This window comes from Mucilaginibacter kameinonensis (genome assembly GCF_003675385.1).
Taxonomy (GTDB): Bacteria; Bacteroidota; Bacteroidia; order Sphingobacteriales; family Sphingobacteriaceae; genus Mucilaginibacter; species Mucilaginibacter kameinonensis.
This window is the reverse complement of record NZ_RCWZ01000006.1, coordinates 178,151-203,521: the sequence shown is the minus strand read 5'-3', so window position 1 is coordinate 203,521 and position 25,371 is coordinate 178,151. Positions and strand designations below refer to the sequence as shown.

Genomic DNA, 25,371 nt, shown 5'->3' with positions numbered 1-25,371 from the left:
AATTATTTGCCCCGATCCTGATAATATTCCTTAACCGCCTCAGGTAAAAGATGCAGGTACAAATTAGGCTCTTCCCTGATCCTTGCAGCCGTTACGGGCACAACTTTGCAGGGTTCTTCATAAATAACACTTTCACAATCCAGAAACCGGCTCATGTAAGCGCCGTAGGCCTCGGAGGCAAATATTACATCAATGTGCGGCAAATTCTTTTTAAGATAGCTTGCCCAAAGCCTCGACATATTTTCTATTGATTCGCCCGCGCCGGGCAATATAGCTTCATCGTAGTTTAACAATACAGGCTTAACCTTATCATTATCCGCGTAAGTTTTGTCGAGCCAGTTAAGTCTAACATCACCCGGTATAGGTTCATCATCACTTGCTCCTATAACTATCATAAGCTCATCACAATGCTCAAGCGCATAACCTATCAAAGCCATATGTCCGATATGTAGCGGCAAAAACTTTCCAATTATCAAACCTCTTTTCATGTAGTACTATTTTTTGAGATCTAATCAAACCAATCTCTTATCTCCAACCACTAATCTCCTCAACTTGTGTGATCACAAACTATCTTCCACTCGCCCTTAATTTTCCTGAACCATAATGTAAAATAACCGCCGGGCGTATCCTTTTCGCGGGTTAGCTTCCATCCGCCTAAAACAAAGGCGTTGCTTTTGTCAAGCACTTTTACTTGTATGATATTGAAACTAAGCTGCCCCATAGCAGCTTTATCAGGATAGGTTTGTTTGTAGTGTTCCAAAGTTGTTTGCCAGCCATAAGTTGGGGTTGTTTTGCCCACAAAAACCAGCGAATCCGACTTCCAGTAGGTTGTCATGAATTCTTCAATATTGCCACGGTTCCAGGCTTCCTCCTGCGTATGCATTACTTTCAGGATGGCTTGCCTATCCTGCGCAAAACCATACGCGGCAACAAGCATAAACACAAAACTCAGTAATATTCTTTTCATATAATAAAGGTAGTTTTTTGTCTGAACCTGAATTTTAAGAATTGCCCGAATTAACAGAATTAAAAAGAAAAAATTCAATTAATTCTTCAATTCGATTAATTCCGGTTCAGACAATACAGTATATTTGAGTTTCATCGGCACTAAAAAAACAATTTCAACTATGGGAAATCAGGTATTAAGTTTTGGCGAAGTTTTATGGGATGCCTTTGGCGATGGTAAAAAAGCCGGTGGCGCGCCTATGAACGTGGCCAGGCATCTGGTACAGCAAGGTGTAGAAACAGCTTTTGCAAGCTCGGTTGGGATGGACAGCTCAGGCGATGCCTTAATAGGCTTTTTAAAAACCAACGATCTGTATTCAAACCTGATCCAGCAGGATGATGAGTTTCCAACCTGCGAGGTTACTGTACAACTTGACGAAAGTAATACCGCCACTTACATTATTCCACAACCCGTTTCATGGGATAATATAGAACCTTCTGCAGCGCTTACCAAAGCAGCGCAGGCAGCACGGGCCATTGTGTTTGGCAGTTTGGCCTGCCGTACGGCCACTACCCGCGAAACACTGTTAAACCTGCTTGACGAAACCCCGGCATTAAAAGTTTTTGACGTAAACCTTCGTCCGCCGCATTATACCCTATCAACCATTGAAACACTGGTTGCCCGTGCCGATGTAGTAAAAATGAACGAGGAAGAAGCCGACCTGCTTATTGGCGGTGGCAGCGCTCCTTTGCGTGACAAGATTGGTGAATTCCGCTCTAAATATCACAGCCAAACCATATGCGTAACACGCGGAGAGCATGGGGCATTGGTATGGCATGACCATGAATTTTATGATAGCCCAGGCTGCCCCGTAAAAGTAGCCGACACAGTAGGCGCGGGCGATGCTTTCCTGGCCACCTTTGTGTCTGGCCTGCTGGCAGGCAAACCTATGCAGCAAGTAGTAGATAAAGCCTGTTCGGTTGGCTCATACGTAGCCAGCCAGCGTGGCGCAAACCCGGTATATCCGGCTGAGTTGCTGAATAGTTTGGCATATATTTAGGATCAACTCTACCAGCGTCATTGCGAGGCACGAAGCAATCCCCGACTTTATAGGGGACCTGCTTAGCTGCTCTGCCAATTTGGGATTGCTTCGTACCTCGCAATGACGTGATGGAGAAGACGCCAAAGCATCCATCGCTAATTGTCATACTTACCTAACAATTTACTTTATCACTGCCACAGCAAAACTTTTCACCAAAATATTCCGTTCCTTTATGTACAGAAAGGACAAAATATGCGCGGTTTTGGATTTTCCAAATTTAAGCCCAACCAAATCCCTAAAGGCGGATTTGACGAATTATTAAAATTATTCCTCGAGTTGCTCAATTACACATCGGGCGATGCCGGCGAAGCTTTGGCCTGGCTTAACGAACTCGACAAACAATACAACCTCACCAACGATGATTATGGCATGGGCGATTTCATTGATGAGCTCAAGCAAAAAGGCTATCTTGATGAGGACAACCAAAACGGTGAATTTAAGATCACGGCGAAAACCGAACAAAGCATCAGGCAATCTGCCCTGGAAGAGATCTTCGGCAAGCTAAAAAAATCTGGCAAAGGCAATCACCGTTCACCACAATCGGGCCAGGGCGATGAAAAAAATGCCGAGCGCCGCGAGTTTGAATTTGGCGACAGTCTGGATCAGATAGATATGACCCAATCTATCCATAATGCCCAGGTTAATCATGGCATAGGCGATTTTATGATGACCGAACGCGATCTTGAAGTAGAGGAAATGGATTACAAAACCCTTACTTCAACCGTGCTCATGATTGATATTTCGCATTCCATGATCCTTTACGGCGAAGACAGGATAACGCCGGCCAAAAAAGTAGCCATGGCCCTTGCCGAACTGATCCGCACCAAATACCCTAAAGACACACTGGATATTGTAGTATTTGGTAACGACGCATGGCCTATAACCCTGCAGGATTTGCCTTACTTACAGGTTGGCCCCTACCATACCAATACTTATGCAGGTTTGGAACTGGCTACCGATTTGCTCCGCAGGCGTAAAACGCACAACAAACAAATTTTCATGATCACCGATGGTAAGCCAACCTGCTTAAAAGAAGGTACCAGGTATTATAAAAACAGCATCGGGCTGGACAGAAAAGTGGTTAATAAAACCCTTAACATGGCCGCTCAATGTAAACGGTTAAAGATCCCTATAACTACATTTATGATAGCTAAAGACCCTTATTTGCAGCAGTTTGTTCGTAAATTCACGGAAACAAACGGCGGCAAAGCGTTTTACAGCTCGCTGAACGGCTTAGGCGAATACATTTTTGAGGATTACATCAGAAACAGGAGAAGGACTGTTAGATAAGTCTTTAGTCTGAAGTCCGAGGTCGGAAAGTCCGAAAGATGATCGACCAACTTTTAAAAAACGTTCGGACTTGCGTACTTTCCGACTTCCAGATCACAATAAAAACACTTCCGGACTTTCGGTCTTTCCGACTTTCGGACTATAAAAAATAGAATGAGTAAATTATTAGATATTAAAACCCTCGGCCAATTAAAGCAAACTGGCTATAAAAGCCGCTCGGTTAAAGATGAACTACGTGCCAACCTAATTGAACAGCTTAAAAAACGCGAAGGCGGCTTTGAAGGCATCATAGGTTTTGAAGATACTGTTATTCCGGACCTGCAAACTGCTATCCTGTCGCGCCATAATATTTTACTATTAGGTTTACGCGGCCAGGCTAAAACACGTATTGCCCGCTTGCTGGTTAACCTGCTTGACGAGTATATTCCATATATTGAAGGATCAGAATTATTTGATGACCCTTACAATCCTATTTCATGGTTTGGGCACAGCATCATAACCGAAAAAGGTGATGATACCCCTATCGGCTGGATTCACCGTTCTGAGCGTTATACCGAAAAACTGGCGACGCCAGACGTTACCGTTGCTGATTTAATTGGCGACGTTGACCCAATTAAAGCGGCTACCCTAAAGCTAACTTATTCCGACGAACGCGTTATCCATTTCGGCTTAATTCCTCGTGCGCACCGTGGCATCTTCGTAATTAACGAGCTGCCCGATCTGCAGGCGCGTATCCAGGTATCACTATTTAACATCCTACAGGAGAAAGATATCCAGATCCGCGGTTTTAAATTGCGTTTACCACTGGATATCCAGTTTGTGTTTACCGCCAACCCTGAAGATTATACCAACCGTGGTTCGATAGTTACGCCATTAAAAGACCGTATTGAAAGCCAGATCCTGACGCATTACCCACGTTCGGTTGAAATTTCACGCAAAATCACTCAGCAGGAAGCTTCGCTTACCGACGATCAGCGTATAGCTATCGAAGCCGATGGCCTGGTAAAAAATTTGGTTGAGCAAATCGCGTTTGAAGCCCGCAACTCTGAATATATCGACAAAAAATCAGGTGTATCAGCACGTTTAACCATTTCTGCTTATGAAAACCTGATCAGTAATGCCGAGCGCAGGATGATCATCAATCATGAAAAAACAACGTTTGTACGTATCACCGACTTTTTAGGTGTGATTCCCGCTATTACCGGTAAAATTGAGCTGGTTTACGAGGGCGAACTGGAAGGTCCGGGCAAGGTTGCAAACATCCTGATAGGCAAAGCTATCAAGAGTTTGCTATTATCATTCTTCCCTGATCCTGAAAAGGCTAAAAAAGCAAAGGCCCCTAATCCGTACGCCGCTATCATTAACTGGTTTGGCGACGGTAACAATGTAGCTTTGGTTGATGATATGCCAATGCAGGAGTACAAAAAGGCACTGGAAGAAGTTGCAGGCTTGAAAGACCTGGTTAAAAAGGTCCACCCACGTCTGAGCGAAAGTCAGCAATTGCTACTCATGGAATTTGTACTTCACGGCCTTTCAGAGTTTTCACAATTGAATAAAGGTTTCCTTGATAATGGCTTCGCGTTTTCGGATATGTTTAACAGTTTGTTTAACTTGCAGCCCGATGACGATGACCTTGATATTGACGACGACCGTTACTAAATATATAGCGCTGATATGATTTTTAAAGCGCTAAGTATTTTATTCTGGATTATAATTGAGCTGTTGGTTGACCGGTATCTTTTACTGGGCATCCGCGGCGCATTTCAAAAATGGCGATTGCTGCAATCAAAAGCATTCGCCATTTTTTATTGGGCAACATCGGCACTTACCGTGGCTGCGCTTTTAACAGGTGGCTATATCATTATAGCAGGCACAGGCGTGCGTGCTGGGTGTTTGCTGGCAACATTTATATTGCTCATCTGCAAATTCACTTTTATATTATTCATTTTTGCCGATGATATCAGGCGAAAAATCATTCTAAAACGCAACAAAACTGCACCTGCTGCTGCCACTGCAACTAACTCTTCCACTACTAAGGAAACTGCCACTAACCAAGACACCATTCCCCGCTCGGAGTTTCTTTTAAAAGCAGGGCTGCTTGCCGCCACTGTTCCATTGGCTACAATTAAAATGGCAATGCCTAAGGGCTCGTATGATTATCATGTACTGTATCAAAACATGTATTTACCCAATCTGCCAAAGGCTTTTGACGGCTTAAGAATTGGGCAAATTTCAGATATCCACTCGGGCAGTTTTTATAATAAAAAAGCAGTGCTTGGCGGCGTTGAAATGCTGCTAAAAGAAAAAACCGACCTGATATTCTTTACCGGCGATTTGGTTAACGGCGAAGCCTCAGAAATGACCGACTATCAGGATATTTTCAGCAAGATAAAAGCCCCCCTTGGCGTTTTCTCCACCCTTGGCAACCATGATTATGGCGACTATGGATATTGGCCTTCTCTCGCCAACAAGAATAAAAATCACCGGGACGTGATAGCTACCCACAAAAATATGGGCTGGGATTTGTTACTTAACGAAAATCGCCGACTTAAAGTTGATGGTGAAGAAATAGGCATATTAGGTATCGAAAACTGGAGCGAATACAGCAGGTTCCCGAAATACGGCCGCATGGATCTGGCAACAAAAAACACCGATGATTTGCCGGTAAAGCTTTTGCTCTCGCATGATCCATCACATTGGCGTGCCGAGGTATTACCAAAGTACCCGCAGATAGATGCCATGTTTGCCGGCCATACCCATGGGATGCAGTTTGGTGTACGCACCGAACACTTTCAATACAGCCCTATTAAATATGTTTATAACGAGTGGGCTGGCCATTATCAGGAAAATATGCAACAATTATATGTAAATGTTGGCTTTGGCTTTGTTGGCTTAACCGGCAGGGTTGGAATATTGCCGGAGATTACGATATTTACATTAAAAGCAGGTCAGGATCCATCACTACTAAATTCTTAAAGGATCGGCATAAACCGCTACCCCGTTACCGATGAAGAAATTATTACAACCTGTATTAGATTTCCTGCTCTTCAGTAATATTTTCATGTCGCTATGTGCCGTAGCACAGGCATTGTTAACCTTCCACCTGATAGGGTCAAAACCGGTGTTCCCTGTTTTAGGTTTATTATTTACCTCAACACTGGGTATTTACAACTTCTGTATCCTGATCACAAAGCCTGCCAAGCCTCAACGTTCGCCATACAGAAGGGTACGCTGGTTCTTCGCGCATTACAGGCTGATGGTTACGTTTACCATTGTTTCGCTGCTGTCGTTGATTCCGCTGTTCTTTATCATCACCACCGAATCAAAGATCCTGCTCATATTTCTCAGCGTTTTATCCTTTGGGTACGGCTTGCCCTTATTTAGCGTGGGCGACCACAAATTCGGCCTGAGAAATATCCCAGGCTTAAAACCCTTTTTAATAACCCTGGTATGGACCATGAGCTGCGTATTGTTTCCGGTACTGGAATCAATGCACAACCACCTTACAGACATTTCCATGCGCGATACTACTATACTCATAGCCAAACGCTTTTTGTTTATAGGCGCGCTAACAATCCCTTTTGATATCCGTGATCTTTTTGACGACCGTAAAGTGGGGCTAAAAACCATTCCCGTAGTTTGGGGCGAGAAGAATGCCTACCTGTTTTGCCAGGTACTGCTTGCGGGCTACATTGTGCTGATGTTCCTGTTCAGGCAAAACGGGTTTAGTCCTGATTTTTTTGCGCTTACACTTACCATGTTCCTTACAGGCTGGCTCATCTTTAAATCGGCCTGGGAAAAGAATGAGTACTATTACTTTTTTTATATGGATGGCGTACTCATCCTGCAATACGTTATGGTGATAGCGTTCAGTTTCTTCAAATACATCCCTCACTAAAACATGGCTGCCAATTATAACAACTCGGCATGGTTTTATGACAGGCTTTCGAGGTTGGTATACGGCAAGGAATTAATAAACGCACAGGTATATTTATTAGGCTTTATTCCCCCGGCGAGTAAAATACTCATAGCAGGTGGCGGCACCGGCTGGATTCTGGAAGAACTTACTAAAATACATCCATCAGGCTTAGATATTACCTATGTGGAAATCTCGGCTAATATGACAGCGCTCTCGCAAAAAAGGCAAACCGGACAAAACACGGTTACGTTTATTAACGAGGCTGTTGAAAACGTAAAGCTCTCCGCTGGTTTTGACGTGGTTATCACGCCTTTCTTATTTGATAATTTTGTGGATGAAACAGTAGACCATGTTTTTAACCACCTGCAGGATCTGCTCAAGCCCGGCGGCCTCTGGCTCAATGCCGATTTTCAGCTTACCGGCCGCTGGTGGCAAAATGTAATGCTCCAAAGCATGTTTATTTTTTTTCGGCTGCTTTGCGGGATAGAAGCCAGCAGGCTACCTGCCATTGAAAAGCGTTTTGAGGCCGCTGAATATAACGTAATTGAGGATAAAACCTTTTTTGGAGATTTTATTGTGGCGAGGGTGTATAGGAAGTTATCCTCCTAAATGTCATTGCGAGGAGCAGCATGGGGTAAAGTAAGGGGGCGACGCGGCAATCTCGTCGCCAGCGCACATCGGCTCAGTATCTCCGATAAAATGGCTACGAGATTGCCGCACTTTGGTCGCAATGACATATTTTTAAAGACCTATTTACAAAACTGCAAACAGCACACTTAAAACTGCAAACTGAAACTACTGGTTATAAACAAACTTATACCCAATTCCCCTTACGGTTTGTAAATACTGCGGCGAATCGGCGTTGGTTTCTATTTTTTTACGGAGGCGTACAATGTGCATATCCAGCGTGCGGGTATTTACATCGGCGTTATAGCCCCAAACTTCCATCATTAGTTCTTCGCGGTTTATTACCTTGTTTTTGTTTTTCAGGAAGTATAGTAGGATCCTGTTTTCGAGGATTGTTAGTTCTATCTTACGGCCATCACGGATAAGCAGGTGCGTGTTTGGCAGGTGCTCCATATTGGCAAAACGGTACGATTCGGGCTTTTCGCTGTTAAGCGAAAATTTGATCTTGTTTTCGATCATCGCCACCATCACATCCATGTTATATGGCTTGGTGATATAATCAGATACACCAAAGTTATAAGCCTCGATCTTATCAACGTCCTGTGCTTTGGCAGTCATCATGATGATAAGTTTATCAAAGCCTTTTTCGCGGATATTGCCGCAAACTTCAGAGCCGGGTTTGCCGGGCAGCATCCAGTCTAACAGCACAATATCTGGCTGTTCGGCCAGGATCATGGCCTCGGCATCATTACCGTTACCGGCTTCCAATACCTTGTAACCTTCCGACTGCAAACGCTCTGCAACCAGGAAACGCAGGTTCTCGTCATCTTCAACCAGCGCGATTTTAATTTCTTTGTTCATATCTTAATTTTCGTATGGAAGCGTAACTATAAATTCCGAACCTTCGTTAACCTTACTGTAAACAGTTATATCGCCGTTCATAAAATTAACCAGTTCTTTACAAAATGCCAAACCCAGGCCAACGCTCCCGTTTTGATTGTATTGGTTCTCTATCCTGTAAAACTTTTTAAAAACGTTATTCAATTCATTTTTGGGTATTCCTATCCCCTTATCGGCAAATGAAAATATAATATTGCGCCTTTCATGCGAAATATTGATAAATAACTCCTTTTGCTGAGGGTGCGAGTATTTATATGCATTTTCAATCAGGTTCTGGAAAACACTCCCTAATAATACCGGATCGGTATAAAAAGTTTCAACTCCGTTGATTTTAAATTTAAGATTAAAATCGGCATACTTTATTTTAAAGGTATCAATATAGCGGCTAATAAAACTCTCTATATCAATTTCTTCTTCCTTAAGCGTAATGGATTTATTTTCAATTTGCGTAAATGAAAGTAGCTTATTCATCAGCTCATTCAGCTTATCGGCCTCTTCGTCCAGTATTTTACCGTAGTGGCGTCGCTGCCTTTCAGTTAATTCACCGTCGCCCCGCAAATTTGAACCTGCTATTTTAATTACACTTACCGGGGTCTTAAACTCATGGGTAAAGTTGTTGATAAAATCATACTGCAGCTTAAACAACTTCATGTTTACGTTCAGGTTACGGTAAATAAGCCAACCTATCAGCAATAAAAACAACGTCATTAATAGTACAATAGCCCCTATGGGCATGAAACGGCGGTTGATTTCGGCGGTTAAATAACCCTGCGCCGAACTGAAGAATAGCTTGTAATCAGAAAAAGCAACCGGCAATGACACTTCCGTTATGAGTTTATCCCCTTCGCTATCAACAGGATCATACACTACAGGCTGAATGGACACATTTTCGTAAAGTTCAGGATGCGTGTTTTTTACCTTCATCAGGTACGGGTCAAGGTAAAAGGTCATCATATTTTGCTTGTATGATGCCCCTTTGCTGTTACCCAGCATTTGCATATCGCGATAAATACGCACATCCTCGCGGCGCAGGATATTGGTATAACTTATTTTATCGGGTTTCACATCCCAAAATGCCTTAAAAAGCTCATCCTGGCTCGATACCTTCGATGTATCAGAAAAAGCGATGTAATTGCTTAATTTAACGGCCATTTCCCTGAAATCATCTTCGTTGGCTTGCGTACGCTGGCGCGAACCATTTACTTTACCATGAACATGCCAATACTGATAAATAGCCTTGACCGATATGCTCAGGTTATTTTTACGCACCGTCATATCGGTAGTCCCCCCTATCATGGCATCATAGAAAATAACCCTGCGCACAAAGCTATAGTCCTGAAAAACAGAGGCGGCATATTTACCTGCAGATGCCGAATCAAGAAAACCCTGGTATGAGGTTATCTCAGGGATCTTATTCTGAAAAAATTCATAATAAGGCTTAATGGTTTGTTCCAGTACGTCTACCTTTTTTGAGGCAAACTCATTCTCAACATACTTGGCGGTAAGATTATAGGATATAAACAGGGCTACCACAAAAGTTATGGATATGAACACCACGAAAATAGTGATCAGCGTAAAATTTTGCCGGTAAGCGTTTTTCTGTACTGCCATATAGGCTTAAGGTTTAACCCGCATGTTCTTATCCAAAAACTTCTCTATTTCTGCGTACATTTCCATACGGTTATGCTCGCTCCTGAAATAAGCGCGTTCATTGGGTTTTAAAAAGTATTTCACATCAACATTCCGTTTACGCAGCTCTCGCACAAACTGGTTAAGCTCACTGATATTGGCACGCTGATCTTTAGCACCCTGGAATATAATTAAAGGTACCTTAATTTTATCGGTATGAAAAACCGGCGATATAGCCCGCAATTGATCGGCATCGGTTTCCGGGTTGCCAACCATTTCGTACGTCATTTTCAAATAGGGCTTAACAAACGGAGGGGCATCCTTAATATAGGTAAAAAAGTTAATGAGCCCATATTGTACCACGGCACAATTATATAATTCGGGATGGAACGAAACACCGTAAAGTGCCGAAAAGCCTCCAAACCTGCCACCAAATATGGCAATCTTTTTAGGGTTGGCAACCTTCGTATCAATAAGCCAATGCACACCGTCGGTAATATCATCCTGAATTTTGCCGCCCACTTGTTTATATCCTGCACTACGGAATGCTTTACCATATCCTGTTGAGCCCCGGTAATTAACCTGGAAGACCGCGTAGCCACGATTTGCCAAAAACTGTACCTGGTCGTCATATCCCCAGGTATCACGTGCCCATGGCCCGTCATGCGGCATAACTACTACCGGGTAATTTTCGCTTTTATCGCCACGCGGCAGCGTTAAATAACCGTTAATCAGTAAACCGTCGCGGGCATGATATGAGATAGGCTTCATTGCGCATAGCTCTGCTGGTACAAGGCTCGAGTTAATATCACTCAGCTTAGTTAACTTACCGCTGCTTTTTTCAAAAAGGTAAAATGAGCCGGGGTTACGGTCGGTATAAGTGTTTAGGATAAATTTGTTTTCAGAACTATCGCGGTCAACAACTTTAATCTCATTGCCTTTAAGCTGCTGCTGAATAGTCCGGTACATCTGCTCCACATCGGGCGCCAGAAAATGCTTACGGGGCATAGCTTCGTCCCAACCGGTAAATTCAATGCGATGTTTGTTTTTTGAATACTCAAAACTGGTAACATCCGCCTTGCTGCAGCTAAAAATAGTACGCTCTTCCTTTCCGTCTTCGGCATTGATCTCCACTAGCGACATCTTATCGCGGTTTACGTTTGAAAGCGCGTAGAAGTAATTTTTAATTCCTGTAAAAGCGATGGGTCTTACCGTATTTTTAAAATTATTCTCGATAATGGGTTTGAAAGGTTTATCCTCATCCGAACGAAACAGGATAGTTTCGTTAACCCCATCCGAAGCCCTTTCCAGCCTGATCCGGCCATCGGCATCTGCAAACCATTCGGTAATGTTACCGGGGTTTTGCAGGTAGATCTTCATTTCGCTTGTTTTTACATTAAGGCGGTAAACATCAAAATTACCAGGATCGCGTTCGTTGGTTTTAATGGTGATGATATCCGGCTGCTGCCTGTTGCGGTTAACTAAACCTATACGCACATTACCCAGCGATAATATCGTGCGACTTTTATCAGTAGCTACATCAAAAGCATACATTTTAACCGAATCAGAAGCTATGATATCCTGCGAGAAAACAAGCTGGTTATTGTACGTCCAAAAGTAATCGCCCCTGACAGAATAATCATCAAATTTGGTTACCATCCGCTCTTTACCATCGCCCAATGATTGTATAAATATGTTCTGCTTATCCTTGTACGGTTTGAGATAAGATACATATTTACCATCAGGAGATATACGGTAAAAGCTCCTTTCGGGAGTTTTAAAAAAGTCAATAATAGGGATTTGCCTTACTTTGTTCCGGTTACAGGAAAAGAAAGCGATTATGCAACTTACAATAAGAAAATATCTGGCCCGGCTTAGCATAGCTACAAGTATCCTATTTTATTAATGCTGTCAAATTAGATAAATAACTTCGATGTTATCAAGATGTCACTATAATTTTACCCTGATATACCGTTATATAAATAATACGTTTAAACCAGCTAAATCAATTCTATTAATTGATTATTTTTGAACAGATGAGGGCTTTATATATTGTTATAATTCTTACTTTTTGCATTAGCGCCCGGCTACTTGCGCAGGATAACGAACTGCTGCTGGCCAAGCAATACAGCGCTAATGGCGAACCTCAAAAAGCGCTCGAAATTTATCAGAAACTATATAAGCAAAACAATGAGAATTATTACAGTGTGTATGTAAATACGCTGCTCAACCTCAAGAAATTTGAGGAGGCCGAAAGCATCACCAAAAAGCTAATCCGCCGCCATCCTGATGATCATCAATATGCCATTATGATGGGGAATATTTACACCCAGGAAGGCAATATGAGTAAGGCCGATGCTATTTATGACGACCTTATCAAAAGCTTACCGGCCGATCAGGGTGAGATTTCCGCGCTGGCATCCCAGTTTTACCAGAGCGCCAATATTGATTATGCCATCAAAATTTTTCAGCAGGGACGTAAGCTGCTCAAAAATGATAATGCGTTTACCTACGAACTTATTAACCTCTATCGTTTTAAGCGCGATAAGGCATCGCTTACCGAGGAGTATCTGAACTTTTTACCACAAAACCCCAACTTTATAAATCAGGCCGAAAACGCTTTTTCAAGCATATACGAAGGCAATGCCGATTACGATATGCTGAAAGTAGCTTTGCTAAGGCGCATTCAGAAAGATCCGCAGCAAACCATTTATGCCGATCTGTTAACCTGGCAATACCTGCAGCAAAAAGAATTTGGCCTGGCCCTTAACCAGGCGCTGGCTTTGAGCCGCCGGCAAAACGATGATGGCAATAGCATCTATGATCTTTGCCGCACCTTTATTGCCAACGAAGCTTATGACGAGGCCATCCGTGGATATGAGTATATCATCAGCAAAGGAAAAACATCGCCATTATATATTCCCTCAAAAATTGAGCTTATCAATACCAAAAACCTTAAGGTAACATCAGGAAAGTATTTACCGGAGGATTTACTTGGGCTCGAAAAAGATTATAACGACTTGCTCACCGAATTTGGCCGTAACAACAGCACAGCTTTCGCTATGCAAAAGCTTGCCAATTTGCAGGCATACAAGCTGCATAAGCTAAAAGACGCTCAAAAATTACTGGAAGAAGTAACTAAACTCAGCGATATCCGACCAACCTTACTGGCCGATTGCAAACTTGACTTAGGTGACATTTACCTGCTCAACAACCAACCCTGGGAAGCCACACTGCTTTACAGCCAGGTTGAAAAGGATTTTCCGGCTACAGCTATCGGGCAGGATGCAGTGTTCAGAAACGCGAAGTTAGCCTATTATACCGGCGATTTTACCTGGGCAAAAGGACAGTTGGATGTACTGAAAGTTGCTACATCGCAATTAATTGCCAATGACGCGCTTAACCTGCTGTTGTTAATACAGGATAATCTTGCTGCCGATAGCACCGGGGCAGCGCTTAAAATGTATGCCCGTGCCGACCTGCAGATCTTTGCCCAAAATCCGGAAAAGGCGGTTATGATATTGGATAGCATTGGCAAAAAGTTTCCGAACAATGCTCTGGACGATGATATCATGATGTCGAAATCACGCATCCTGATCCAGCAGAAAGATTATGCCGGCGCGGTGCCATTATTAAAGAAAATCCTTGAACAACACCCCTCCGACTTATGGGCAGATGACGCTGTATTTATGTTGGGCGATATTTATGAAAACCGGCTGAATGATAAAACCATAGCCCAAAGCTACTACCAAAAAATTATAACCGATTACCCCGGCAGCCTCTGGATCAATGAAGCGCGAAAGCGTTTCAGGCTATTGAGAGGCGATAAACCGGATGCGTCATAATTGGTCATTATTTCATTGAGTCATTATGTCATTGCTTTTGCGTGGATCTATCCTTGTACTTTAAAAATGACTTAATGACCAAATGACTCAATGACTAATCGAAAATGATTATTTTTGAAAATGATTGTATACAACGATACCATAATAATTGATGAAACCATTCATGACGAATGGCTTAACTATATCAAAACCATTCATATCCCGGCTATAATGGCTACTGGGCATTTCAGCTCATACCGGATCCTGACGGTTATTGATTCGCCTAACGAAGGGGTTACTTACTGCATTCAGTATAATGCCGATAGCATTGAACATTTTCAACAGTTTTATATGAACCACCTGCATAAATTCCAGGCTACCCACCAGGAAAAATTCAACGAAAAGTTTGTAATGTTCAACACCTTGATGGAAGAGGTAGAATAAAATTAAGCTTTTTATTACTATCTGCTTCTCTTCAAAAAGCAGATAGTAATAAACCTATTATTCATCGAGCGCGCCCGGAATCATTAAAAGTATAACGCATATGATTACCAGGGTGGCCACTAAACAAATTAACCCGGCAAGCAAAGCACGCCAAATAGTAAAAGTAGTTCCTCCAGATGCGAAATGCTCCTTCATTTGTTCGCCCTGAAATTTTTGTACAAGCAGGAAAGTACCCCAGGCATAAGCCAACGGAAATATAAATTTAGGAAAACGTTCTATACCTGAAGTAAAAATGGCCAGGCCGACAACTGCAATTAACGCTACAACGGCAATTATCCAGGTAGCGGTGACCTTTTCCCGCTGGTCAAACGCTTTATAATTTTGAGCTACTAAATACCCGGCTGCCAAAGGCCCAAACAGAAATGTTGTAATCCGGATTGAATTGAGAGTATAAATCTTAGCTTTTTCTTCTTTTTCTTCTTCGAGCTGCTCTACAGCCTGGTTGTATGGGATCATGAAAGGTTTAAATTAAATCAGGTTGTTAAAAAACGTCATTACAATGACGCTGTTAAACGACCTCCTAAGATAGCATTTCAAAAACTAAACCTCATCATCTATTACTACTTAGCAAACATAACCTTCATTGCCGTAACCTGTTTTATACAGCGCGCCGGTTTCTTTTCGTCCTGAATAATAATGCGGAATGGGCCATCGGCCGGAACCAGGGGTTGACCATCGACCTTATCGGCAAGAATAATAGTACGATCTGTAAAACCTTTGTCCAGTTCGGCAAGGGCAAAAAGCACCTGGTAACCATCACTGGCTTCTACTAAAAGGTATTTTGCCAGGTTTTCACCACGGAGTTCAGGGCCTAAAGTAACACCCGCTTTTGCCAGTATATCCGATACAAGTACACCCGAGTAGGTATGATCTTTACCGTCCTTGTCCTTACGGGTTACTGTTGTTTGTTTGTATTGCTGAAATTCAGCGTTGCCTATAGTAAGTGGTGTTGTTACTTCACCGGTCACTTTTATTACAGCTTCCTTAGTTGCGGTTTGGGCATTGGTTGTTAAACCGGCTATCAGTAACAACAGTACAATGGCGTATTTTTTCATGGATATGATGTTTAATTTTTTGTTGATTGATGCGGATTGCCAAAGCGCTTATCCGTTATAAAGGTAGAATCGGTAAGCATATTCAGAAATGCAATTAATTGTTTTTTTTCTTTAGGCAGCAGTTTCAGCGAATGCCCTCCCATTTCATTTGATTCACCCTGCAAAAAAGCGCTTAATGATACCGATTGCTTAATGTGTTCGCTGTAATGGGCAACCACTTCGTCAAGCGTTTTAAAGCGACCATCGTGCATGTAAGGAGCAGTCAAGGCTATGTTACGCAGGGTTGGCACTTTAAACCGGCCCCTATCGGTAACCAAACCCGTAAAGGCTGCCATACCTTCGTCTTTTGATATACTATCTAACCCGTTGTTATGAAAAAGCTCAAGGTAGGTTTTAGGGCCGCCATGGCAATGGGTACAATTGGCCCCCCGGATACCTTTTTCAGGATCAGGGCCATGGTTAAAAAGTTCCATTCCTTTCAGCTCGTCATCGGTGGGTTTATAAGCATTACGCAAGTATTGATCATAACGGGAATTGGCAGAGATCAGCGTCCGCTCAAATTGTGCTATGGCCTTTGCTATGCGGTCGCCTGTTATGGTACTATCGCCATAAACAATTTTAAACAAGCCGGGGTACAATAGGGTATTGCTTAACTTTTGTACCGATGCCTGTATAGATTGTCCCATTTCGTGCGGGTTAGTGAGCGGAAATAAAACCTGATCTTCCAGACTTGCAGCCCGGCCATCCCAAAAAAACTTCCGGGCCCATAGCAAATTAGCCAGCGACATGGAATTACGCGTCGCTAAACCATTATTAACACCGATACTTAAAGCGCGACCATCGGTAAATGCTTTTGATTGCTGATGACAGTTGCCACACGACACGGTATTGGTTGCAGATAGTTTGGGCTCGTAAAAAAGCAATCGCCCTAAATAAACACCTTGTTGTGTGGTGGGGTTATCAGCAGGTACATTGATCCGGTTACCAAAATTGGCGGGGTAATTAAAAATATAATCGCCCATGGGCACAACCTGCTCCATGCCTTTATAAGCTGTTAAGCCAACAATTGCAAATAAAAGGCACAGCACCAGGCAAATCTTGCCCATGCGTTGGAAAGATGATTGTTTATGCTTTATCTCGTGGTTGTCTTTCACTTTAATTGCTAATAAACCAGGGTTATGAAGACTTACGAAGTTTTAAAAACTTCGTAAGTCTGGATTTACCAATCGTAATTGCGAGGAACGAAGCAATCCCAAACTATACAGAGCGGATCTGCTAATCGGTGATTGCTTCGTTCCTCGCAATGACGCGGGGCTATAATAATGCTCTACTTTAAAATTAGTAGTTATAAATCAGGTTGGCAAAGTAATTTCTGCCCATTTCCGGGTAACCTTCAACCAGTGTGTAATTCCTGTCGAAAAGATTGTTTACGCCACCTTCAATAGCAAAGCCTTTAACCAATGTAATATGAGCTTTTACGTTGGTGAGGTAAAACGCTCCGGATATTGTGCCGTAGCTGGTGCTATACCTTTTTGAATTATACTCTTCAGATGCCAGGAAATACAGTTTAGCAAGCGGTGAATATTGCAACGAAGCGAAAACTTTATATTTTGGCACATCAGTAAAACGGATCTGCGGATTTGATAAATTATCGCGTATAATCTGCGTGTAATTTGCATCTACTCTAAATTGTGAGGAGATTAGATAACCAATAGCGAGTTCCCCGCCATAATATCGGGCACGACCAACATTTTGTACCTGCGATTGGTTGGTTTTGGTTACCGGATCAACAGCGACATTATTTACAGTTTGAATACTGTTATTGATCTGGCTATAGAAACTTGATGACTGTAGCGATAGTTTGTCATTAATAAGCAGGTGATAAGTTAGGTCGTAGTTTAACGCGTCTTCAGCTTTCAGATCTGGGTTAGGGATTGCGGTACCAAATTTGTAAGAGTAACGGTCTTTAATAGTTGCAAACCTGGTTTTACGCGCTACCGAAAAGCTTAATGAATTAGCATTATCAACATCGTATTGAATTAAGCCCTGTACGTTCCAGGCACCATTACTGTTGGCTGGCAAATCGCTGATTGTATTGTTGGTGTATTGCTGGGCCTGGGTGCTGCGCCTGTCGTTATAAGCCACGCCGGCGTTTACTTTCAATGCGGATGTTATATGGTAAGTGTCTTCAGCTCCGATATAGAAGTTATTATCGGCGTCGCGGCGTGTAGGTTCACCAATGTTATGTTCGCGGTGAACGTCCTGCTTAAAATGGGCGGCTACGCTGAAATTGTTATTTTTCAGATCGGTGTTTTCAAAAGTTACGTTGCCACCAAGGGTATAATCGTCATAAATACTTCTGAAGGCATAAGGCTTGGTGATGGTATTGTATGACGCGTTATCGTAGCTATCTATCTCGTTTTTAAACTGATCATAATACCAGCGGGTTTTAATCACGTTTGTACTGTTGAGTTTATTATTGCTCAATAAGTACAAACCACGGGTATCCCAGTTTGGCCATTTCCAGTAACGTGGGTTTTTAAATAAAGAGTTCTGAGTATCATCGCCGGCATAAACAGGAGTGCCTTTGGTGCCATGGTGATAGGTATAACCAACGGCATATTCCTGGGATGCTGTTGGGGTGAAGCCAATTTTACCGCTTACGTCTACGTCATTACTGTATGAATTATCGCGATGGCCACCGTCTTCGTTTTTAACAGGTGTAAATTTTGAAGATAGCGGAAAGTAGTCGCGCTTTAATTGAGAAGCCGATACCTGGTAATAAAACTTACCAAAGGTACCGCCGATGTTAGTATTTAGCCGGTATGCTCCACTTAAATAACCGGCAACGGCATTCAATTCAAATGGCTTAGCCGGCTTGCGGCTGATGAGGTTAATGGCACCACCTTCGGCATTAGGGCCGAAGAGTACAGACGAATATCCTTTAGATACAATGATCTCAGACAAATTAAAAGTGTTGTACCGGGCCAGGTCCACATAACCATCGTAAGGCACATAAAGCGGAACGCCATCCAAATAAACCGGTACCTGCCTGATATCAAAACCACGCACATTAATAGCCGATTCGTTTCTTGGACCCACCGCGGTAAGTATAACACCGGGCAGCAGGTTAAGCGCGTGAGAAACATCGTACCTGTTATACAAATTAAGGGTATGGATATTTAGCTTGCTTGACCGAACACTATCCTTGATACCGATAATATTTACCTGGCCAAGGTTGAATACGCTCTTGCTTGTATCTGCTGTTTGCCCGATAGCATTGCCGTGGCAAAACATAATTACAGCAATAAAAAACAGAGTTAAAATAGGTAATTGTTTTCTCATACAGTGATTTTCGTTATATTTTTAAAAGTATAACGCAAAAATGCAGAATAGATTCGATAATTTATTCAGACATCAATGCCAATTCTGAAATTTTCGCCTGCAAAAGCAATAAAACTTTTACTTTTTCCCGTTTTCTTCTAAAAACTTAAAGAATTTTTGCTGCAATTCTTTAAACTCCTCAATAACTTCCTGTCCAAAAGGCGTAAGCAAGGCTATTCCGCCTCCCTTCCCTCCTCGCTTTGAGATTACAAGCGGTTGTTTGAAACCATTATTGATATGATTCACCAGGTCCCAGGCTTGCTTGTATGACATTTTCATTTGCAGTGCAGCCTGCCTGATAGAGCCAGACTCATGGATCCGCTCAAGCAGTTCAACCCGGCCATGCCCCAGTACTTTTTCTTCGTCTATTTCTAACCAGATACGGCCGTTAAGTTTAAATGGAGGGATACTCATAGTTTGCGTCATTTATTACTCCCTTGCCTTTTTTTGCGCCCTTAACATCTGGCCATAGTCCATACGGCGCACCATGGCATTAACCGTACTGGCTATCCGGTTGGCACGGGTAGCTTCCGTTTTGGCGCTATCAATCCACTTTATAAAATATCCCCGGTGGCTTTCGGCAAGGCTATGAAAAAATTCACCGCCTTCGGGCTCATATTCTAAACACTCCTGTAAATCATCGGGAATAATATATTTGAAATCGTCATCGGGCTCAAGACGTACCCTCAGCATGGCGCCGCGGTGTTTATGGATGGATTTGCAGACTTCCCGGCGCAAGGCCATGATAAAATTGCCTTCACCCATGGGCATTAATGCCATTCCGCGTACTTCAAATTCATCAAGCTTACCTTTCACCCGGAATGATTTTTTATTTCCGGGCTTCATTTCCTGTGCTATATCAGCCGGAATTTCAATGTATGTCCACCCGGTTTTTTCGCCCTGTTCGGCAAATTGTAAAATAATGGTATTAAAATCAACCATAAGTATTATTTAACGGCATACTGTTATCATGATTCCTAAAAAATATGCGAAAATGTTAAATGTTTGTTAAATCGTCATATTTAGTGGCTTATGTTGTAACGTAATGCGTGGTAGGGATGTCTTATGAGTATAAAAACAATTTAGAATTTAAAAACCTTAAAAACAACAACAATATGAAAACTTTAAAATCAATCATGCTTGGCTTAGCCCTTTTAGTAGCAGGCACCGCAGCAAAAGCAGCAAATAAAATAGATGGCGATAACTTAACCAAAAATTATGCGATCAACACATACATTGATGCCATGACCCGCGGCAAAATCCAGGGCTTTAACGATGTGGTAGATCAGTCGGCAAAATTCAGCATGCTACGCGGCACTAAAGTATTAAGTTTTAGCAAAACCGAAGTAGTTGATTTATTAAAAGCCAACAAAAATACCGAGCAGGATTGCATCACCAGTACTTCAATTGTTGAAAGCAACAATGACCTGGCAGTAGTAAAAGTTGATATGAAATACAACACTTTTACCCGCAGCAATTATGTAACCGTTACCAACACCGGCAGCGGCTGGAAAATCACAAACGTGTACAGCGTTTTTAAATAAGCAAGTTTTAGTTTAGTGTTTAATATGTAAGTAGGTGAAGGCCCCGTTTGGTGCGGGGCCTTTTTTATTTTACCAGCGGATCAAGCACCTTTTGCCATTGATCATACCCCTTGCTGTTAAGGTGCAGGTAATCGTCATTAAACAAACTTGAATCGGGTTGGGTGGTACCGGGTTTATAAATAGACGGAACCAGGTCTACATAATAACTTTTGGGTTTACCTTTCAGGTAATTTTTCACCAGCTCATTTGCGGCGTAAACAACATCGTAGTATTTAGCCCGAACCGGGCTTGGTTTTATCGACATAAAATACACCTCGGCGTTTGGCAGCTTTTGATGAATGAGTTCCCAAAGCTTGGTAAATGAAGCCGCTACATCCCTGGCTGATTTGCCCGCCGCTATATCATTTTCGCCGGCGTAAATAAAAATTTTGCGCGGTTTATACGGAAACAGGATATAAGGCGTGTAATAATCAGCTATCTGCCACAATTCGCAGCCACCCACTCCCCTTCTGATAATTGGCTTGCCAGCATATCGCTGCTCCAGATCGGTCCACTTGCGGATAGACGAGCTACCGATAAACAAAATACCATTTGGCTTGGGAAAGCTTACGCTGTCCTGGTGTTTAAAAGCCCTGATCTCGTTGTCAAACGGGAAGCCCTGCTGGGCCGATACACCGGCGCTGAATACAAGGCCGATAAAGAATAAAAACAGTTTTATTTTCATTACGGGGTAGCTATGCGTTCTTCAAAAAATAAAAACGGCAATTGGTTTTCAATGCCTTTGATAATCCATACCGGACCATCTTCGGCGTGCAATATAATTTTTATTGACTGATTTTGCTTCTTTTCGCATTCGGCTAATACCTGCAAACATGAGCCACATGAGGTAATTGGCTTTACAATTGGAAATTCATCCGAATGCGCCGTTACAGCCATGGCCTCAATAGGATCGTCGGGATGATTGGCGCCCCAGTTAAACAGTGCTACACGTTCGGCACATAAGCCCGATGGATAGGCTACATTTTCCTGGTTGCTGCCATGTAAAATTTTACCGCTTTGTAAACGAAGCGCAGCCCCAACACGGAATTTTGAATATGGAGAGTGTGAGTTTTTTAATGCTTTCTGAGCTTCAAGGCATAGCTGCCTGTCGGCTTTATCAAGATCGGCCAATGACTCGTATTCATCAAAGGCTATTTTTATTTCGTGACTTATCATACAATATTCGCCCTTTAAAAAACAGGGGGAAACAAGATAAGGAAATTTTTCAATAAGAATCCTGATTTTTAGGATTATTTGATTTCCATGATATAAAAAGCCTGATCAAAGCCTCCCTATGTTACTATATTCAGGGGAATCCTTTAATCAGGCAAATCATGGTTCTTTATACTGCTACCGGCAACTCTTCCTCAGCATCAGCTTCTTTAGCTAATGTTGGATTGATGGTTTCATCATCCTTTTCAACCCGCAGGTTGTTTACAATGTGCATTTGACGGGTTGGTGTGTTTTTACCCATGAAATATTCCAGGAGCGCTTTAATGTTGGCATCCCTTAATATTACAGGGTCAAGGCGCATATCCTTGCCAATGAACAAGCCAAATTCGTCAGGTGAAATCTCACCCAAACCTTTAAATCGGGTGATCTCAGGCTTGTTACCTAACTTGGCTATGGCGTTGCGGCGTTCCTCATCGCTGTAGCAATAAATGGTTTCCTTTTTATTACGCACACGGAACAATGGTGTTTGCAGGATAGAAACGTGCCCGGCCTTCACCAGATCAGGGAAAAACTGCAGGAAGAAGGTCATCAGCAACAGGCGGATGTGCATACCGTCCACATCGGCATCGGTAGCTATCACAATGTTGTTATAACGCAAAGCATCAAGGCCGTCTTCAATATTCAGTGCATGTTGCAGCAGGTTAAATTCTTCGTTTTCGTAAACTACTTTCTTGGTTAGGCCGAAACAGTTAAGCGGCTTACCCTTTAAACTGAATACGGCCTGTGTCATCACATCGCGCGATTTGGTGATGGAACCACTGGCCGAGTCACCCTCAGTAATGAATAAGGTAGTATCCTGTTTACGTTCGTGCGTATCGTCAAAATGCAGTTTACAATCGCGCAGTTTGCGGTTATGTAAGGATGCTTTTTTGGCACGTTCGTTAGCCAGTTTCTTAATACCAGCAATATCCTTACGCTCACGCTCCGACTGCAGGATGCGTTTCAGTAAGCCATCGGCAGCTTCTGTATTTTTATGCAGGTAATTATCAAGTTCCTTTTTAACAAAGTCGTTGATAAAACCACGTACCGAAGGGCCATCCGGACCAACGTTTTGTGAGCCCAGCTTGGTTTTGGTTTGCGACTCAAACACCGGCTCCTGCACCTTGATAGCTATAGCGGCAACAATTGAAGCCCTGATATCCGAAGCGTCAAACTCCTTTTTATAGAATTCGCGCACGGTTCTTACTACCGCTTCGCGAAAAGCCGCCTGGTGCGTACCACCCTGGGTGGTGTTTTGGCCGTTCACGAACGAGTAATATTCCTCACCGTATTGCTGGCCGTGGGTCATCGCTATTTCAATATCCTCCCCTTTCAGGTGAATAATCGGGTAGCGCAAAGTCTCAGCATCGGTATTACGGGTAAGCAGGTCATAAAGACCTCGTTCCGAAAAGTATTTTTGATTATTAAAGTTGATAGTCAGGCCCGCGTTCAGGAACACGTAATTCCAGATCATGCTTTCAACAAACTCCGGGATAAACCGGTAATGCCTGAAAATGGTATCATCAGGAACAAAGTTGATAGCGGTACCGTTGCGTTGAGTGGTATCTTTTTCGCTTTCATCACGAATGAGCTCACCTTTGGCAAATTCGGCCAGTTTAGTGCGCCCATCGCGGTATGATTGTACGGTGAACGAGTTGGAAAGCGCGTTAACCGCTTTAGTACCAACACCATTTAAACCTACCGATTTCTGGAAAGCCTTACTATCATATTTACCGCCTGTATTTATTTTAGATACGCAATCGATCACTTTACCTAAAGGGATACCGCGGCCATAATCACGCACAGATACCTTATGATCGCTCATGTTAACCTCGATGGTACGGCCCGATCCCATCACAAACTCATCTATCGAGTTATCTACGATCTCCTTCAGCAGTACGTAAACACCATCGTCATAAGCAGAGCCATCGCCCAGTTTACCAATATACATACCGGGACGTAAACGGATGTGCTCCTTCCAATCGAGGGAGCGGATACTATCTTCACTATAATTAACTGGTTCTGCCATGTATATAAAGTAGAAAATTAAAACAGCGCAAAATACGCCTAACTGCAAAAATAAAACTTCCGGCTTAATTACCGGGAAACAGATATCAACTTATTAACATTGGGGATAGAATCCTTATAAAAAGCAGGGGCCGTGCGATTCCCCTCTTGAGAGGGGTGGAGGGGTGTGTTATAAGCATTATGATCGAGACGAAGAGACACACGCCAGCTATCATTCGTCTCCCCCCGCCCCTTCTCAAGCCAACGCGCCTACACAATTTTATTACCTCCTAATTCCCCGTAGGGGATACCTGTTTGTAGCAAAATAACGGCAACAAACCTTTGCCTCGTAGAGGCTACCCCCTCCAACATACTCCGCTCCGTCGGGGTAGCACCTACGGCGCAAAAACTGCTTTTAAGCTTTTCTACAAACAGGTAGCACCTGCCGGTGCATAATACCACATTGTTTATACGCAGCTATTCTCAAGTAGAAACTTATTTCCTGATTATCAGAAAATCTTACGGCTTAAACTTTAAACAATTACTTGCCCTGTCAACGTTTTTAAAAAACTCAGGGCCTTTATCATTGGTAAAGCAAACGGCCATGATAGTGCCGGTATGGTTACGCTGCAATGCTATCAACAAGGCGTATTTGTAATGTTTGGTTGCGGGCAGATCGAGCAGGTTTAGCAGGTATGATTTTCCGGCATCGGCTTTGTAACGTTTTAAAACAGTGGGCGGTATAGTACGGATCGGGTTTTCACGCTCACCCGTAAACGCAGTGGCATGGGCTTTACTCATGTTAATATATATCGAATCCGGATTTTCTGTTTCACGGTCAATATCATATTGCCCCTGCTCGTAGCTGGTATAGTTTTGCTTTTGGGATTTTACCTGAAACCACACTTCAAAATCCTGCCCGGGTAACTGCAGGGCGTAATCAAACGAAAAATCCTCATCATTGGGCGCTGGAATTTCTTTGAACCCTTTAGGTTGCATGTAAATTACATTGGCCTGTGCTACAAGTTTGGTAAACTCCTTAAACTGGTCGGTACCTGATGGATATTTTGAATAGCCAGGCTTAGCTTTCGTAGCGGTGTGTTTCTTGTTATTTTGGGCATATAGCGGCCGTGGATTTATCTGGGCAATACTTTTTATAAAGCACAGCAACGATAAAGCCATAAGTAATAAGGGCCGGGTTAGCTTCAAAATAGTTTTCATTTTAGGGGGTATGCAAGAAAAAATCCTTGCTTAACACCATAGGTAAATATATAAACAATTAATTAATCAAAATTCGCGTACCATTAATTAATTGTACGGTGCTTTAACGGAGAGATCAATTATTTAATTGTTATACCAATGATTTTTACGCTATCAATTTACAATTGT

24 protein-coding genes are annotated in these 25,371 nt (G+C 42.7%); 9 read left to right on the top strand and 15 right to left on the bottom strand.

The annotated features are described in order from the left end of the window. Window positions 1-2: 2 nt before the first annotated feature. Complete coding sequence (locus EAH55_RS28040) at window positions 3-488, bottom strand: adenylyltransferase/cytidyltransferase family protein (protein WP_121812601.1); 486 nt, start codon at window positions 486-488, stop codon at window positions 3-5. Between the two features lie 59 nt (window positions 489-547). Then, entirely contained in the window at window positions 548-967 is a 420-nt protein-coding gene (locus EAH55_RS28035) for a YybH family protein (RefSeq protein ID WP_121812600.1), read from the bottom strand. Between the two features lie 160 nt (window positions 968-1,127). On the opposite strand from EAH55_RS28035, the gene EAH55_RS28030 reads away from it, so the two are divergent. The 6 genes from EAH55_RS28030 to EAH55_RS28005 all read left to right on the top strand — a co-directional run bounded on the left by EAH55_RS28030 (window position 1,128) and on the right by EAH55_RS28005 (window position 7,866). Then, the gene (locus EAH55_RS28030; RefSeq protein ID WP_121812599.1) at window positions 1,128-2,006 is read left to right on the top strand and encodes a carbohydrate kinase family protein; all 879 of its coding nucleotides are present in this window, start codon (window positions 1,128-1,130) and stop codon (window positions 2,004-2,006) included. Between the two features lie 234 nt (window positions 2,007-2,240). Beyond that, on the top strand, window positions 2,241-3,338 hold the full coding sequence (locus EAH55_RS28025; protein ID WP_091215524.1) for a vWA domain-containing protein: 1,098 nt from the start codon (window positions 2,241-2,243) through the stop codon (window positions 3,336-3,338). A gap of 153 nt (window positions 3,339-3,491) precedes the next feature. Continuing rightward, on the top strand, window positions 3,492-4,997 hold the full coding sequence (locus EAH55_RS28020) for a sigma 54-interacting transcriptional regulator (protein ID WP_091215521.1): 1,506 nt from the start codon (window positions 3,492-3,494) through the stop codon (window positions 4,995-4,997). A gap of 15 nt (window positions 4,998-5,012) precedes the next feature. Beyond that, the gene (locus tag EAH55_RS28015; protein WP_121812598.1) at window positions 5,013-6,314 is read left to right on the top strand and encodes a metallophosphoesterase; all 1,302 of its coding nucleotides are present in this window, start codon (window positions 5,013-5,015) and stop codon (window positions 6,312-6,314) included. Window positions 6,315-6,345: 31 nt separating this feature from the next. Continuing rightward, a complete protein-coding gene (locus EAH55_RS28010; RefSeq protein WP_244228395.1) occupies window positions 6,346-7,236 on the top strand; it encodes a UbiA family prenyltransferase in 891 nt (296 codons plus the stop codon). 3 nt (window positions 7,237-7,239) lie between these two features. Continuing rightward, complete coding sequence (locus EAH55_RS28005; RefSeq protein WP_121812597.1) at window positions 7,240-7,866, top strand: class I SAM-dependent methyltransferase; 627 nt, start codon at window positions 7,240-7,242, stop codon at window positions 7,864-7,866. Between the two features lie 186 nt (window positions 7,867-8,052). On the opposite strand, the gene EAH55_RS28000 is transcribed toward EAH55_RS28005, so the two are convergent. Genes EAH55_RS28000 through EAH55_RS27990 form a run of 3 tightly spaced genes read right to left on the bottom strand, consistent with a single transcriptional unit; the run spans window position 8,053 to window position 12,294 of the window. Further along, window positions 8,053-8,745, bottom strand: coding sequence for a response regulator transcription factor (locus tag EAH55_RS28000; protein ID WP_112568747.1), 693 nt, complete (start codon window positions 8,743-8,745; stop codon window positions 8,053-8,055). A 3-nt stretch (window positions 8,746-8,748) separates the two neighbouring features. After that, complete coding sequence (locus EAH55_RS27995) at window positions 8,749-10,395, bottom strand: sensor histidine kinase (protein WP_121812596.1); 1,647 nt, start codon at window positions 10,393-10,395, stop codon at window positions 8,749-8,751. 6 nt (window positions 10,396-10,401) lie between these two features. Beyond that, window positions 10,402-12,294, bottom strand: a complete 1,893-nt coding sequence (locus EAH55_RS27990) for an alpha/beta hydrolase family protein (protein WP_121812595.1) — start codon at window positions 12,292-12,294, stop codon at window positions 10,402-10,404. 155 nt (window positions 12,295-12,449) lie between these two features. On the opposite strand from EAH55_RS27990, the gene EAH55_RS27985 reads away from it, so the two are divergent. Together EAH55_RS27985 and EAH55_RS27980 are read left to right on the top strand one after the other, a co-directional pair. Beyond that, a complete protein-coding gene (locus EAH55_RS27985; protein ID WP_121812594.1) occupies window positions 12,450-14,258 on the top strand; it encodes a tetratricopeptide repeat protein in 1,809 nt (602 codons plus the stop codon). A gap of 120 nt (window positions 14,259-14,378) precedes the next feature. Beyond that, window positions 14,379-14,681, top strand: coding sequence for a DUF4286 family protein (locus tag EAH55_RS27980; protein WP_090530427.1), 303 nt, complete (start codon window positions 14,379-14,381; stop codon window positions 14,679-14,681). 57 nt (window positions 14,682-14,738) lie between these two features. Here EAH55_RS27980 and EAH55_RS27975 read toward each other — a convergent pair whose 3' ends face one another. The 6 genes from EAH55_RS27975 to EAH55_RS27950 form a co-directional block, all read right to left on the bottom strand. Next, on the bottom strand, window positions 14,739-15,197 hold the full coding sequence (locus tag EAH55_RS27975) for a hypothetical protein (protein WP_121812593.1): 459 nt from the start codon (window positions 15,195-15,197) through the stop codon (window positions 14,739-14,741). A gap of 104 nt (window positions 15,198-15,301) precedes the next feature. Further along, on the bottom strand, window positions 15,302-15,796 hold the full coding sequence (locus EAH55_RS27970) for a molybdopterin-dependent oxidoreductase (RefSeq protein WP_121812592.1): 495 nt from the start codon (window positions 15,794-15,796) through the stop codon (window positions 15,302-15,304). Between the two features lie 11 nt (window positions 15,797-15,807). Then, window positions 15,808-16,950, bottom strand: coding sequence for a cytochrome-c peroxidase (locus tag EAH55_RS27965; RefSeq protein WP_244228394.1), 1,143 nt, complete (start codon window positions 16,948-16,950; stop codon window positions 15,808-15,810). Between the two features lie 184 nt (window positions 16,951-17,134). Continuing rightward, the gene (locus EAH55_RS27960) at window positions 17,135-19,141 is read right to left on the bottom strand and encodes a TonB-dependent receptor plug domain-containing protein (RefSeq protein ID WP_121812591.1); all 2,007 of its coding nucleotides are present in this window, start codon (window positions 19,139-19,141) and stop codon (window positions 17,135-17,137) included. Window positions 19,142-19,258: 117 nt separating this feature from the next. Then, window positions 19,259-19,594: a winged helix-turn-helix domain-containing protein gene (locus tag EAH55_RS27955; protein WP_121812590.1), complete on the bottom strand. Its 336-nt coding sequence runs from the start codon at window positions 19,592-19,594 to the stop codon at window positions 19,259-19,261. A 15-nt stretch (window positions 19,595-19,609) separates the two neighbouring features. Beyond that, window positions 19,610-20,122 (bottom strand): YdeI/OmpD-associated family protein, encoded by a 513-nt coding sequence (locus EAH55_RS27950; protein ID WP_121812589.1) that lies wholly within the window; start codon window positions 20,120-20,122, stop codon window positions 19,610-19,612. Between the two features lie 173 nt (window positions 20,123-20,295). Between EAH55_RS27950 and EAH55_RS27945 the strand changes: the two genes are divergently transcribed. Further along, window positions 20,296-20,724, top strand: a complete 429-nt coding sequence (locus EAH55_RS27945) for a nuclear transport factor 2 family protein (protein WP_162997080.1) — start codon at window positions 20,296-20,298, stop codon at window positions 20,722-20,724. A 64-nt stretch (window positions 20,725-20,788) separates the two neighbouring features. Here the strand turns inward: EAH55_RS27945 and EAH55_RS27940 are convergent, their stop codons facing one another. The 4 genes from EAH55_RS27940 to EAH55_RS27925 form a co-directional block, all read right to left on the bottom strand. Continuing rightward, complete coding sequence (locus tag EAH55_RS27940; RefSeq protein WP_121812587.1) at window positions 20,789-21,448, bottom strand: GDSL-type esterase/lipase family protein; 660 nt, start codon at window positions 21,446-21,448, stop codon at window positions 20,789-20,791. Beyond that, a complete protein-coding gene (locus EAH55_RS27935) occupies window positions 21,448-21,939 on the bottom strand; it encodes a cytidine deaminase (RefSeq protein ID WP_121812586.1) in 492 nt (163 codons plus the stop codon). The genes EAH55_RS27940 and EAH55_RS27935 overlap by 1 nt, the downstream gene beginning before the upstream one ends. Window positions 21,940-22,105: 166 nt before the next feature. Further along, window positions 22,106-24,004, bottom strand: coding sequence for a DNA topoisomerase IV subunit B (locus EAH55_RS27930; RefSeq protein WP_121812585.1), 1,899 nt, complete (start codon window positions 24,002-24,004; stop codon window positions 22,106-22,108). Window positions 24,005-24,501: 497 nt separating this feature from the next. Further along, window positions 24,502-25,203: a hypothetical protein gene (locus EAH55_RS27925; protein WP_162997079.1), complete on the bottom strand. Its 702-nt coding sequence runs from the start codon at window positions 25,201-25,203 to the stop codon at window positions 24,502-24,504. Window positions 25,204-25,371 lie beyond the last annotated feature (168 nt).